Genomic DNA, 12,117 nt, shown 5'->3' with positions numbered 1-12,117 from the left:
TCAGCCGACGGCGCCTTCGAGCGAAACCTCGAGGAGCTTCTTGGCTTCCACCGCGAACTCCATCGGCAGTTCGCGGAACACGCTTTTGCAGAAGCCGTCGACGATCATCGAAACGGCGTCTTCTTCGGAAATGCCGCGGCTGCGGCAGTAGAACAGCTGGTCGTCGCTGATCTTGGAGGTCGTCGCTTCGTGCTCGACGATCGCGGTGGGATGCTTCACTTCGATGTACGGATAGGTGTGCGCACCGCACTTCTTGCCGATCAGCAAGGAATCGCACTGCGTGTGGTTGCGCGCGCCCTGCGCGCTGCGCTCCACCTTGACCAGGCCGCGATACGCGTTCTGCCCGCGGCCGGCGCTGATGCCCTTGCTGACGATCTTCGACTTGGTGCGCTTGCCGACGTGGATCATCTTGGTGCCGGTGTCGGCCTGCTGGCGATGGTGCGTCAGCGCGACACTGTGGAATTCGCCGACCGAGTCGTCGCCCAGCAGCACGCAGCTCGGATATTTCCACGTGATCGCAGAACCGGTCTCGACCTGCGTCCACGACACCTTCGAACGCGCGCCACGGCACTCGGCGCGCTTGGTCACGAAGTTGTAGATGCCGCCGCGCCCTTCCTCGTCGCCGGGATACCAGTTCTGCACGGTGCTGTACTTGATCTCCGCATCGTCCAGCGCGACGAGTTCGACCACCGCCGCATGCAGCTGGTTTTCATCGCGCATCGGCGCGGTGCAGCCTTCGAGGTAAGAGACGTAGCTCTTGTCCTCGGCGATGATCAGCGTGCGTTCGAATTGCCCGGTGTTGACCGCGTTGATGCGGAAGTAGGTGCTCAGTTCCATCGGGCAACGCACGCCCTTGGGAATGAAGACGAAGCTGCCGTCGGAAAACACGGCCGAATTGAGCGCGGCGAAGTAGTTGTCGCCGGTCGGCACGACGCTGCCCAGGTATTGCTGCACCAGTCCGGGGTGTTCGCGGATGGCCTCGGACATCGAGCAGAAAATGATGCCCTTCTCGGCCAGTTCCTTGCGGAAGGTCGTGCCGACGGAGACCGAGTCGAACACCGCGTCCACCGCCACGCCGGCCAGCTTGGCGCGTTCGTGCAGCGGCACGCCGAGCTTCTCGTAGGTATCGAGCAGTTCCTGCGGCACTTCGTCGAGCGAGGCGTATTTGGCCTTCGGCGCGGAGTAGTAGCTGATGGCCTGGAAATCGATGGGCGCGATGTCGAGCTTCGCCCAGTTGGGCATCGGCATCGTCAGCCAGTGGCGGTACGCGGCCAGGCGCCATTCCATCATCCACTGCGGCTCTTCCTTCTTTGCGGAGAGGAAGCGGATGGTGTCTTCCGACAGGCCCGGTGGCAGGGCATCGGATTCGATGTCGGTGACGAAGCCGGCGTCGTAGCGACGACCCAGCTGTTCGAGGATTTCGGCGTTGCTTTCGTGGTTCATGGTCAAACGGTCGCCAGGGTGGCGGGAATCGAACGGCGCGATTCGACGGGGGCGGGGCCGAGCATGTCGGCGAGGGTGACTTCGCGCAGCGCGTGCGCGACGACGTCGTTGATGCGGCGCCAGTTCGCACGCACCCCGCAGGAGGATTCGATGCCGCAATTGCTCGCGTGCAGGCTGCACTCGGTCATGCCGAGCGGGCCTTCCATCGCTTCGACGATTTCGACCAGCGAGATCGCGTGCGCTTCGCGCGCGAGGCGATAGCCGCCGTGCGCACCGCGAAAGCCGGCGACCAGGCCCGCTTGCGCAAGCGGCTTGAGCAGCTTGGCGACGGTGGTGACTTCCAGGCCCGCGCGCTCGGCGAGCTCGGCCGCGCTGTGCACGCGATCGGGCGCAGCGGCGAGCACGGTCAGGACGACCGTGGCGTAGTCGGTGAGTTTCGTGACCCGCAGCATGGGCAGGGCGACCTGTAAAACGGACTGAAATTGTACGTTTTACCGGCCGCCGGTCCAACTCCCTCCCCGCAGAAGGCCGGGAAGGGCCGGGGTGGGGTTCAGGCTGGTGCGGGTTTCAGCCCGCCGAAGCAGGCTTGGCCTGCGCATCGGCCGCCGCGGGCGGCGGCGGGAAATTGAATTCGACGAAGGGCATCGGCGGCTTCTGGCCCGGCGGGAGATAGGCCGGCGCCGGTTCGCCGCCCGCGCCCAGCGATTTCACGAAGCGCAGGATCGCCAGGCGGTCCTGTTCGCTCATGTCGCGCACGGCGAAGTCGGGCATCGGCGGGCGGGTGTGCAGCGTGCTCGTGTAGGCCAGCCACTTCGCGTCGTCCATGTCGGCGACCTTCAGGCGCAGGTTGGCCGGATAGGTCGTGCCCCACGGGCCACTCCAGCCGACCGGCGTCCCCACGAGCCATTGCGCCTTCGGCACCTTGCCGCCGCTCTGCGGATAACCCGGCGTATGGCAATCGTTGCAGCCGCCGATGCGCACCAGGTAGTCGCCGCGTTCGATCAATTGCGCATCGGTCAGCGCGACCGGCGTGGTGGCGGCGGGCGGCGTGGCGACGGCGGCATCGGCCTTGTCTTCGTTCGCCGCGGGCTTGCACGCGCCCAGCGCGAGGACGAGGGCGGCGGGAATCATGAGGGTCGAAACGCGCATGGGTCGGGATCGTCACTTGGATGGAACCGGGGAATACGCATGGCGCGCGCGCGAACGGCCATGAATATGGCGACTTCACCCGCGAAGCCCCACAATCCGCATCTTTCCTCGTTCGGATGCCTGCATGTCCCGCAAGATCGTCGCCCGTCGTTCGCAGATCCACGGCAACGGCGTGTTCGCCGCGGCCCCCCTCAAGAAGGGCGAACGCCTGATCGAATACAAGGGCCAGCGGCGCACCCACGAAGAAGTCGACAACGACACCACCGGCGACGTGGAGAGCGGCCACACCTTCCTCTTCACGCTCAACGACGAATACGTGATCGACGCCAACCACGGCGGCGGCACCGCGCGCTGGATCAACCACAGTTGCGATCCCAACTGCGAAGCCGTGCTCGAGGAAGCCGACGGCGACGACCGCCGCAAGGACCGCGTGTTCATCGAAGCCATCCGCGCCATCAAGCCGGGCGATGAGTTGACCTACGACTACGGCATCACCCTGGACGAGCCCCACACCGCGCGCCTGAAAAAGATCTGGGCCTGCCACTGCGGGTCGAAGAAGTGCACGGGAACCATGCTCAAGCCCAAGCGCTGAGCCACCCCTTCCGGGCGTGATGCCCGGACTAGGCAAAAGGTTTGCATGACTCTCGGGACGCGGCGCGCGCGTCCCGCGTCAATAGCCTGCGCGCATCTTCCCCCGACCCGGACGTCCTTTCCCATGCGCAGCCGCTTGACCGCCGCGACCTTGACCGCCGCCATCCTGCTTGCGCTTTCCGGACAGGCCCTGGCCATCAAGGTCGACGGCAAGATCGATCCGGCCGAATGGCAGGGCGCGCAACACATCACCGACTTCCGCATCACGCAGCCGCTCACCGGCGCGCCGGGTTCGCAGCCCACCGAAGCCTGGGTGCTCGCCACGCCCGAAGGCCTGGCGATCGGTTTCCGCAATACGCAGCCCTCGAGCATCCCGCGCAATCGGCAGAAGATCCGCCGCGACGAGCAGGCGCAGGTCGACCGCAACAACCTGATGATCGATTTCGACGGCGACGGGCGCACCGGCTACAACTTCATGGTGTCCTCGACCGACGGCATCAACGATGCGGTGATCACCAACCAGAACCAGTTCTCCACCGACTGGGACGGCAACTGGCAACACGCCGCCAGCGAAGACGAGAACGGTTGGTCGAGCGAAATGCTGATCCCCTGGTACATCGCGCCGATGGCCAAGGGCAAGGACGGCAAGCGCACGTTCCGGATCTATCTCGACCGCGTGATCGGCAGCACGGGCGAGCGCAGCGCGTGGCCGGCGGCGAGTTTCGAACGCCCGCGCTTCCTCTCCGATTTCACGCCGATCGAATTGCCCGTCTACAACCAGGCGCTGATCGCGATCACGCCCTACGTCTCGGGCGTGTACGACAACGTCGCCAAGGACCAGAATTTCGACACCGGCGCGGACATCTTCTGGAAGCCCAACGGCCAGTTCCAGTTGACCGCCACGCTCAACCCGGACTTCGGCCAGGTCGAGAGCGACGACATCGTCGTCAACTTCAGCGCGAACGAAACCTTCTTCAGCGACAAGCGCCCGTTCTTTACCGAGAACCAGGGCCCGTTCGAATTCACCACGCCCTCCGACTTCAGCCAGCTCGTCTACACCCGTCGCGTCGGCGGCCCGGCGGACGATGGCAGCGGCGCGGGCGACATCACCGCGGCGGTGAAGGCCAACGGCAGCTTCGGTGCGACCAAGTACGGCGTGCTGATCGCCGATGAAGCCGACGACGCCGGCCGCAGGTTCACCGCGCTGCGCCTGTCGCACGACTTCGCCACGCAGAACGTCGGCATGATGGTCACGCAGGTCGATCGGCCGTATTTCGACCGCACGGCGACGGTGGTCGGTTTCGACCAGAACTGGCGCCCGAACCAGAAGTGGAACATCCAGAACCGCCTGATCTTCAGCGACATCGACGAAGGCGCGGCGGGCAGCCCGGACTGGGGCCGCGCAGGCAAGGGCGACGGCTTCACCACCATCATCGACTACGAGATGTCGAACGGTTGGCGCCAGCAGTTGCTCGGCATGCATTTCAGCAACGACCTGGAAATCAACGACTTCGGTTTCCTCTCGCGCCCCGACCTCAACTATCTGCACTACGAGGTCAAGCACCGCATCACCGACATGCCGAAGGACTCGGCGTATTCCTCGCACGACTGGCGCTGGCGCATCGGCGGCTCCAACGACGACTCGGGCCTGGACCTGCAGCGCCAGTTCCGCATGAGCGTCTCCAGCCAGCTGCGCGACGGCGGCAACGACTACGCGCAGATCAACATCAACGCCGACGGCCACGACGACCGCATCCTGCGCGGCAACGGCATCCTGAAAACGCCGTCGAACTTCAACGCCTTCGCCGAAAAGAACTGGCCGCGCAACGGCGCGTGGGCCTTCTACGCCAACTTCGGCGCCAACAACAGCGGCATCGGCGATGCGAACAACCAGCGCCACATCGGCTGGAACACGCAGTTCCAGCCGACTTACTTCGTCAACGACGACCTGAGCCTGTACACCACGCTCTACGTCGAGCGCACGCCGCAATGGATGATCTGGTCGGGCGACAACCTGCTCGGCACCTTCGACGAACGCGCGCAGCAGCTCGACTTCGGCGTGAACTGGAACTTCGCCGGCACCCAGGAGTTGCGCGTGAAAATGCAGGCGCTCGGCCTGGATTCGAACCTGCGCCAGGCGTGGCGCGCTTCGGCCGACGGCACGCCGGTCCCGACCAACGATCCGATCAACGATTTCAGCCTCAGCAACCTGGGGTTCCAGGTCCGCTACCGCTGGGAATTCAAGCCGCTGTCCTATCTGTACGTCGTGTACGGACGTGGCGGCGACTTGTTCAACGAGTATTCGGTGAACGCGCGCGATTCGCTCAACGATGCCTTCTCGTTGCGCGACGACGAACAGCTGGTCGTGAAGCTCAGTTACCGCTTCGAGCTGTAAGCCTTACTGCGTCAGTTCGCGCAGGTCGGCCGAGGCGATGTGCCACGCGCGCTGCTCGGGCGTGGCACCGTCCACGACCGCGCGGCGCAGCGTGTAGGCGCCGACATAACGGCGCACGGTGCCATCGCGCGCGGTGGCTTCCACCGCGACCGGCACTTCGATGTAACGCGATCCCATCGCGCCTTCCATGCGCGCGGGCGCATCGAGCGTCACGACGACATCGGCGGTGTCGGCGAAACCCGCGGCGAACTGCTCCGGCGTTTGCCCGCTGGAACGGCCGCCATCGCTCCACAACGCGTAGGCGCTCGCGTAATCCTTCGAACGAATCGCGTCGTAGTAGCGCTGGACGGCCTGCACGGCGTCGTCGGAGGTCGGTTCGGCCTGCGTCGCGGTGCCGTCGCCGTTCTCGCCCTCCTCCGTCGCCGCCGGATCGGTGTCGTCGATCGCGATGTCTTCCTGGTCGGCGATCGATGCGTTGTCTTCCGGCTGGCCCGGCCCCGGCGCCGCGGGCATGCCGGTGATCGAGCCGCGCGTGCCTTCGGGCGTCGGCAGCGGATCCATCGCGCTGCCGTCGGGGCGACGCGCGACGCCGCCGGGTTTTTCGCCGCAGGCCGCGATCGACAGGACGACAAGGCAGGACAGGCACAACAGGCGAACGCGCGGCATGGAAAGTCCGAAGGCTATTGGTCGAGGTGCAGGACGACCTTGCCGTCGCCGATCGTGGTTTCCCCGATGCGGCGCCCGGCCAGCGTCCCCCACGCATTATCGTCGAGACGATAGACCGGTTCCTGTTTCGCGTAATCCGACAGCCAGGTATTGATCGCGCTGCGCGCCGGCGCGGTCATCGCACCGCCGAGCGCGGGGACGTCGACGTCCATCAACTCCGGGTCCACCAGGTGCAGGCCGCGCGTGGAAGGATCGAAGCGCAACCCGCTCATCAGCGCGAAGTGCCCCGCGGTGGAGGTGCTGTCCATCCCCAGTCCGCCGAAGCCGACGTCGAACTCCATGCGGAGGCGATTGCTGTCGTGCGGGATCGTCAGCCGAGGATGCATCACGCGCAGCGTGACCAGGCCGCCGAGCTTCTCGTAGTCGCGCGGGAATTGCCGGTCCAGGTAGCGCTGCAACTGCGGTTCGGAGAAGGCGACCTGGTTGCCCACCAGGGCACTGATCGTCGTGCAGGCGGTCAGCAGGAGTGCAAAGGCGGCGGCGAAAGCGAAGGGCAGGGTGGGGCGGCGCATCCGGTGGTCTCCATCGAGCGATGCGCGCAGCGTGCGCCACCCATCGTGAATCGTCGATCCACCCGCGCCGGCCAAAAAAACGCCCGGCGAACCGGGCGTCTTCTTGAAGCTTGGGTAGGCGCCTCAGGCGGCCGCGTCCTTGAGCTTCTTCAGCGGACGCACCTTCACCTTGACCGAAGCCGGCTTGGCGGCGAACCACTGCTCTTCCTTGGTGAACGGGTTGATGCCCTTGCGCTTCGGCTTCGCCGGCACGTTGACGACGGTGATCTTCAGCAGGCCCGGCAGGGTGAACGCACCCGCGCCCTTCTTGCTGACCGAACCGTGCACGGCGCCTTCCAGCGACGACATCACGGCGCGCACGTCGCGCGGAGCAACGCCCGTCTGTTCGGAAATGTGCGCAACCAGGCCCGACTTGCCCAGCGCTTCCTTGATCGGCTTCGGCGCGGCCGACTTGGCTGCGGACTTCGGAGCGGCCTTCTTCGATGCGGCTTTCTTCTTCGCCATATGTGTCCTGATGACTCGAGTTTGAGTTGATGGAATGCCTGGTTGTCCCCCTCGGCCAGCGGAATGTAGGGCATGCCCGCGTTGCCGCCAAGCCCCGGAGGCGGTTTTTTTCGGGCTTTTTTTCAAGCTGCGGACGAGCGGGGCTTGTTTGGCCGCTCAATCCTCTTCGATCCGTGGCTTGAAGGCTTCCACCAGGCGTGATTGCACTTGCGCCGGAACCGGCTCGTAATGGCTGAAGTCCAGCGCATAGCGCCCACGGCCGGCGGTCACCGACTTGAGCTCGGCGGCGTAGCCTTCCAGCTCCGAGAGCGGGACCTGCGCCCGGATGACGATTTCGCCGCCGCGCAGCGAATCGGTTCCGCTGATGCGCGCGCGCTTGGAGGACAGCCCGCCGCTGATGTCGCCCATGTGCTGTTCGGGCGCGGCGACCTCCAGGTCGACGATGGGTTCGAGCACCTGCGGGCGCGCCTTGGAAATCGCGTCCAGGAAGGCCTTCTTGCCCGCCGCGACGAACGCCACTTCCTTGCTGTCCACGCTGTGGTGCTTGCCGTCGTAGACGACCACGCGCACATCCTGCAACGGATAACCGGCGACCGCGCCGGCGCCGAGCACCTGCCGCACGCCTTTTTCCACCGCCGGCATGAACTGCCCGGGGATCGTGCCGCCTTTGACTTCGTCGACGAATTCGAAACCGCCGCCGCGCGGCAGGGGTTCGATGCGCAGGAAGACTTCGCCGAACTGGCCCGCGCCGCCGGTCTGTTTCTTGTGGCGATGGTGGCCTTCGGCGTTGGAACTCACGGTTTCGCGGTAGGCGATGCGCGGCGGGCGCGTGGTGACCTCCACGCCGTGCTTGTCCTTCAGGCGCTGCAACATCACGCGCAGGTGCAGGTCCGACAGGCCGCGCACGACGGTTTCGTTGAGCTCGCCATGATGTTCGACGGCGAAGGCCGGATCCTCTTCGGCCAGCTTGTGCAGCGCGCCGGAGAGTTTTTGCTCTTGGCCCTTGTGCGCCGCTTCCACGGCCAGGCCGAACATCGGTTTCGGGAATTGCGCCGGCGCCAGGTGGATCTGGTCCTCGTCGTGCGAATCGTGCAGCACCGCATCGAAATGCAACTCGTCGATCTTGGCCACCGCCGCGATGTCGCCGGGCACGGCCTGCGCGACTTCGACGTGGTCCTTGCCCTTGAGCTTGAACAGGTGCGCGACCTTGAAGGGCTTCTTGCCGTCGTCGACGAACAACTGCGTGTCCTTTTTCACCGTGCCCTGGTAGACGCGGAAGATGCCCAGCTTGCCGACGAAGGGATCGTTGACGATCTTGAAGACATCGGCGATGACATGTTTCGAAGGATCGGGCTGCGCGTCGATCGGCGTGGCGTCTTCGCCCAGGCCCTTGATGAAATTCGGTGGATTGCCTTCGCCCGGATGCGGCAGCAGCTTTCCGGCGATCTGCAGCAGGTCGTCCATGCCCGCGCCGCTGCGCGCGCTGACGAAGCACACGGGCACCAGGTGCCCTTCGCGCAGGCATTGTTCGAAGGCGTCGTGCAATTCCTGTCCGGTCAGGCCGTCCTCGCCCAGGTCCAGGTAATGGTCCATCACCGTTTCGTTCACCTCGACCACTTGGTCGATGATCTTCTGGTGCCATTCGGCGACGGGGCCCAGGTCCGAATCGCCTTCGGCGAGCGTGCCCGAATAACCGAAACAATCCACCACGCGCGTGCCGTTGTCGGCGGGCAGGTTGAGCGGGAGGACTTCGGGGCCGAAGGTTTCGCGCAGCGCTTCGAGCAGGCGCGCGTTGTCGGCTTCGGCGTGGTCGATCTTGTTGATGATGATGACGCGGCAGAGGTTGCGCGCCTTTGCGTACTCCATCATGCGGCGCGTGCCGTATTCCACGCCGCCGCCGGCATCGCAGACGATCGCGACGGTTTCCACCGCGGCCAGCGTCGACAGCGTGGGGCCGCGGAAATCCGGATAGCCCGGCGTGTCCAGGAGATTGACGTGGACCGGCGCGTTGTCGCTGGCGGTGTCGATGCTTGCGATCGCCGCATCGATGGAGTGGCCGCGTTCCTTTTCGATCGGGTCGAAATCCGACACCGTCGTGCCACGCTCGATGCTGCCTGCCGTCTGGATCGCGCCGCCGGCATGCAGCAGGGCTTCGAAGAGCATTGTTTTGCCGGCGCCGGGGTGGCCTGCCAGGGCCACGTTGCGGATGTTTTCGGTCGTATAGGACATGAGGCCGTCTCTCCCGATGTGCGGGTGGAAGGAGGCCGTCATGGCTGTCCGCGGGTGCGAGACGAACCGGAGCGTGTCTGCCGTCCTGGCTGTTCGCCGGGCGGGCCGTCATGGCGGGGGCCCCGGCGGGAAAGCCGCCGGGACCGCAAATCTCCCGCAGCAGCGGTGAAGGGTCAAGCATGGCGGTGGAGTAGGCTGGCCGTCCCCCACCCGTGCGCAAACGGAGCGTAGTGCCATGGCCTCGATCACCCGCAAAGCCACCGCCCATTGGGAAGGCGACCTCAAGTCCGGCCAGGGCCGGCTCGACACGCCGCAGAGCGGCCTGATGGCGGGCACGCGCTATGGCTTCAATACACGCTTCGGTGCCGAGAAAGGCACCAATCCCGAAGAACTGATCGCCGCCGCGCACGCGGGCTGCTTCACGATGGCGCTGTCGGCCAAGCTCACCGAAGCCGGCCACCCGCCGCAATCGCTCGACACCCAGGCCGAAGTGGAGCTGGGCCTGGACGGCGGACCGACGATCCAGGAGATCCGCCTGAAGACGCAGGCGCGCGTGCCCGGCCTGGATGCGGCGAAGTTCCGCGCGCTGGCCGACGATGCGAAGCAGAACTGCCCGGTGTCCAAGGCCCTGAGCGCCGTTCCGATCTCGCTGGAAGCCGAATTGCTGGCGTGAAGGCTTGACGCTGCACAACGCGCGCTGACGATCTGCTGTCGGCGCGCTAAATGCATTTGGCTGCAAGCGTTTCCACGCCCGATCGATTCAGGGTGCATTGCCCGCCGCGACTCGACGATCCCCTCGCGCCATCCCGGCGCTTGGAGTCACGCCATGAAGCGCTTGTCCGCCACCTTGCTCGCACTGGGCCTGGCCGCTGCCGTGGGAACGGCGTCGGCGCAGACGTACGGCGGTTATTCGAACTCGGGGTCTTCCAACCCCGGCTATTCGAACCAGTCCAACGCGATCTACGACTGGGCACGCGTCGTGCGCGTGGATCCGGTGATCGATTCGCGCTATTCGTCGGGCTACGGCAACAACGGGTACGCCAACAACGGATACGTCAACAACAACAGCGGCAATCGCTGCTACACCTCCGGTGGTTCGTACCCGACGAACGGCGGGTACAACAACGGCAATTACGCGTCGAACGATCCTTACTACCCGCAGCAGGGCCGCTACGGCACCGACACCGGTCGCACGGTCGCGACCGTCGTCGGCGGCCTGGCCGGTGCGTTGCTCGGCAGCAAGGTCGGTGGCGGCAGCGGGCAGGTGGCCGCGGCGGCGATCGGTTCGATGGTCGGCGGCCTCGCCGGACGCCAGGTGTATGAAGGCACGCAGCGCCGCAAGTACGAGCGCAGCAGCGTCACCGTGTGCGACGACCAGTACGGCAACAACAACGCCGGCTACAACGGCAACAACAACTACGCCAACAACGACTACGGCAGTTACAACGCGGGCAACGATGGCCGTGTCGTGGGTTACGACGTCACTTACGAATACGCGGGCCGCCAGTTCAGGACCCGCACCGACCACCATCCCGGCGACCGCATCCGCGTGCGCGTGGACGTGAATCCCGAACAGTGATTGCAGGGAAGGGGCCGCGTCTTGCGGCCCCTTTTTTTTCGTCACGGCCAGTCGATGCGGCCTTCGACGACGGTGCACGTGCGACCGCCCGACCAGACTTCGCCGTCGGCGTCGACGGTGAGTTCGATGATCGCGTCGTGGCCGACTTCGCGGCCCTGGCTGATGCGATAGAAACCACCGCTTCCCGGCAGTGCGCCCCGCGAAGCCAGATACGCGGCGAGCGTCGCGTTGGCCGCGCCCGAGGCCGCATCTTCGAATTGCGCCGGCGCGCCGACCCACGCGCGCACCGCGAGGTAATAGACCGGATCGCGGCTGCGCGCGAAGACGCACACGCCCATGCTGTCGGTGTCCTGCGCCAGTTTGCCGATCGCGGCCCAGTCGGGCGACGCGCCGCGCAATGCGGCTTCGTCGGCCATTTCCACCAGCCACCAGCGGCGTCCGCCTTCGACCAGCGCCGGCGGCAATGCGCCGAGCGGCAGGCCGGCGAGGGCAGGGGCCAGGCGCGGATCGTCGGCCAAGGCGGTTTCCAGCACCCGCGAACGCGGCGTGCGCACGGCGATCGTGCGTTTGCGACCGGTTCCGGTCACGCGGAGCGGGAGTTTGCCGGCGATGCCGTCCTGCACGAGCAACCCATCCTCGACCTGCGCCAACCCCGCGGCCAGCGCGACGTGCGCGCTGCCGACGCTCGGGTGGCCGGCGAAGGGAACCTCCCTGCGCGGCGAGAAGATCCGCAACCGATAGCTGCTGTCGGCCGAGGCGGCCGGGAACAGGAAGGTGGTCTCGGGCAAGCGCGTCCACCGTGCGATGGCCTGCATCGCCGCGTCATCCAGTCCTTCGGCGTCCAGCACGACCGCGAGGGGATTGCCGGCACCGGGCCGGTCGGCGAACACATCCACCTGCATGTAGCGGCGCAAGGCCATGGCAATACCCTAGAATCCCGGAGCCGCATTTTGCAGGCATCTGGCGCGAGAGTCGCGCATTCCGGGAAC

Annotated in this window: 12 protein-coding genes; 4 read left to right on the top strand and 8 right to left on the bottom strand. The window is 66.0% G+C overall.

What is annotated here, in order from left to right; translation table 11 throughout:
• From sufB to AB4059_RS05575, 3 genes are all read right to left on the bottom strand, one after another.
• On the bottom strand, positions 1-1,443 hold the full coding sequence (sufB, locus tag AB4059_RS05585) for a Fe-S cluster assembly protein SufB (protein ID WP_498977343.1): 1,443 nt from the start codon (positions 1,441-1,443) through the stop codon (positions 1-3).
• Positions 1,444-1,445: 2 nt separating this feature from the next.
• Positions 1,446-1,895: an SUF system Fe-S cluster assembly regulator gene (locus tag AB4059_RS05580; RefSeq protein WP_498977341.1), complete on the bottom strand. Its 450-nt coding sequence runs from the start codon at positions 1,893-1,895 to the stop codon at positions 1,446-1,448.
• A gap of 115 nt (positions 1,896-2,010) precedes the next feature.
• Positions 2,011-2,592: a cytochrome C gene (locus AB4059_RS05575; protein WP_498977339.1), complete on the bottom strand. Its 582-nt coding sequence runs from the start codon at positions 2,590-2,592 to the stop codon at positions 2,011-2,013.
• 124 nt (positions 2,593-2,716) lie between these two features.
• Between AB4059_RS05575 and AB4059_RS05570 the strand changes: the two genes are divergently transcribed.
• Positions 2,717-3,184, top strand: a complete 468-nt coding sequence (locus AB4059_RS05570) for an SET domain-containing protein (protein ID WP_498977337.1) — start codon at positions 2,717-2,719, stop codon at positions 3,182-3,184.
• Positions 3,185-3,307: 123 nt separating this feature from the next.
• On the top strand, positions 3,308-5,578 hold the full coding sequence (locus AB4059_RS05565) for a DUF5916 domain-containing protein (RefSeq protein WP_498977335.1): 2,271 nt from the start codon (positions 3,308-3,310) through the stop codon (positions 5,576-5,578).
• A 3-nt stretch (positions 5,579-5,581) separates the two neighbouring features.
• Here AB4059_RS05565 and AB4059_RS05560 read toward each other — a convergent pair whose 3' ends face one another.
• The 4 genes from AB4059_RS05560 to fusA all read right to left on the bottom strand — a co-directional run bounded on the left by AB4059_RS05560 (position 5,582) and on the right by fusA (position 9,549).
• Positions 5,582-6,244: a hypothetical protein gene (locus tag AB4059_RS05560; RefSeq protein ID WP_498977333.1), complete on the bottom strand. Its 663-nt coding sequence runs from the start codon at positions 6,242-6,244 to the stop codon at positions 5,582-5,584.
• Positions 6,245-6,258: 14 nt separating this feature from the next.
• Complete coding sequence (locus AB4059_RS05555; protein WP_498977331.1) at positions 6,259-6,816, bottom strand: DUF1439 domain-containing protein; 558 nt, start codon at positions 6,814-6,816, stop codon at positions 6,259-6,261.
• A gap of 123 nt (positions 6,817-6,939) precedes the next feature.
• Positions 6,940-7,320, bottom strand: a complete 381-nt coding sequence (locus AB4059_RS05550) for an HU family DNA-binding protein (RefSeq protein WP_498960603.1) — start codon at positions 7,318-7,320, stop codon at positions 6,940-6,942.
• A 156-nt stretch (positions 7,321-7,476) separates the two neighbouring features.
• A complete protein-coding gene (gene fusA / locus AB4059_RS05545; RefSeq protein WP_498977329.1) occupies positions 7,477-9,549 on the bottom strand; it encodes an elongation factor G in 2,073 nt (690 codons plus the stop codon).
• 235 nt (positions 9,550-9,784) lie between these two features.
• Between fusA and AB4059_RS05540 the strand changes: the two genes are divergently transcribed.
• Both AB4059_RS05540 and AB4059_RS05535 read left to right on the top strand, forming a co-directional pair.
• Positions 9,785-10,222 (top strand): OsmC family protein, encoded by a 438-nt coding sequence (locus AB4059_RS05540; protein ID WP_498977327.1) that lies wholly within the window; start codon positions 9,785-9,787, stop codon positions 10,220-10,222.
• A gap of 153 nt (positions 10,223-10,375) precedes the next feature.
• On the top strand, positions 10,376-11,128 hold the full coding sequence (locus tag AB4059_RS05535; protein WP_498977325.1) for a glycine zipper 2TM domain-containing protein: 753 nt from the start codon (positions 10,376-10,378) through the stop codon (positions 11,126-11,128).
• Between the two features lie 41 nt (positions 11,129-11,169).
• Here the strand turns inward: AB4059_RS05535 and AB4059_RS05530 are convergent, their stop codons facing one another.
• Positions 11,170-12,048 carry a PhzF family phenazine biosynthesis protein gene (locus tag AB4059_RS05530; RefSeq protein WP_498977323.1) on the bottom strand — a complete coding sequence of 293 codons (879 nt, stop codon included), beginning with the start codon at positions 12,046-12,048 and terminating at the stop codon, positions 11,170-11,172.
• Between the last annotated feature and the right edge of the window lie 69 nt (positions 12,049-12,117).

The organism is Lysobacter sp. 2RAF19 (assembly GCF_052115395.1).
Lineage (GTDB): Bacteria > Pseudomonadota > Gammaproteobacteria > Xanthomonadales > Xanthomonadaceae > Noviluteimonas.
This window is presented reverse-complemented; position numbering and strand designations above follow the sequence as displayed.

Coding starts and splice junctions, on each gene's coding strand:
- AB4059_RS05560 (WP_498977333.1), bottom strand. CDS start 6,244: ATGCCGCGCGTTCGCCTGTTGTGCCTGTCCTGCCTTGTCGTCCTGTCG.
- AB4059_RS05540 (WP_498977327.1), top strand. CDS start 9,785: ATGGCCTCGATCACCCGCAAAGCCACCGCCCATTGGGAAGGCGACCTC.
- AB4059_RS05550 (WP_498960603.1), bottom strand. CDS start 7,320: ATGGCGAAGAAGAAAGCCGCATCGAAGAAGGCCGCTCCGAAGTCCGCA.
- AB4059_RS05530 (WP_498977323.1), bottom strand. CDS start 12,048: ATGGCCTTGCGCCGCTACATGCAGGTGGATGTGTTCGCCGACCGGCCC.
- AB4059_RS05575 (WP_498977339.1), bottom strand. CDS start 2,592: ATGCGCGTTTCGACCCTCATGATTCCCGCCGCCCTCGTCCTCGCGCTG.
- AB4059_RS05535 (WP_498977325.1), top strand. CDS start 10,376: ATGAAGCGCTTGTCCGCCACCTTGCTCGCACTGGGCCTGGCCGCTGCC.
- AB4059_RS05580 (WP_498977341.1), bottom strand. CDS start 1,895: ATGCTGCGGGTCACGAAACTCACCGACTACGCCACGGTCGTCCTGACC.
- AB4059_RS05570 (WP_498977337.1), top strand. CDS start 2,717: ATGTCCCGCAAGATCGTCGCCCGTCGTTCGCAGATCCACGGCAACGGC.
- sufB (WP_498977343.1), bottom strand. CDS start 1,443: ATGAACCACGAAAGCAACGCCGAAATCCTCGAACAGCTGGGTCGTCGC.
- fusA (WP_498977329.1), bottom strand. CDS start 9,549: ATGTCCTATACGACCGAAAACATCCGCAACGTGGCCCTGGCAGGCCAC.
- AB4059_RS05555 (WP_498977331.1), bottom strand. CDS start 6,816: ATGCGCCGCCCCACCCTGCCCTTCGCTTTCGCCGCCGCCTTTGCACTC.
- AB4059_RS05565 (WP_498977335.1), top strand. CDS start 3,308: ATGCGCAGCCGCTTGACCGCCGCGACCTTGACCGCCGCCATCCTGCTT.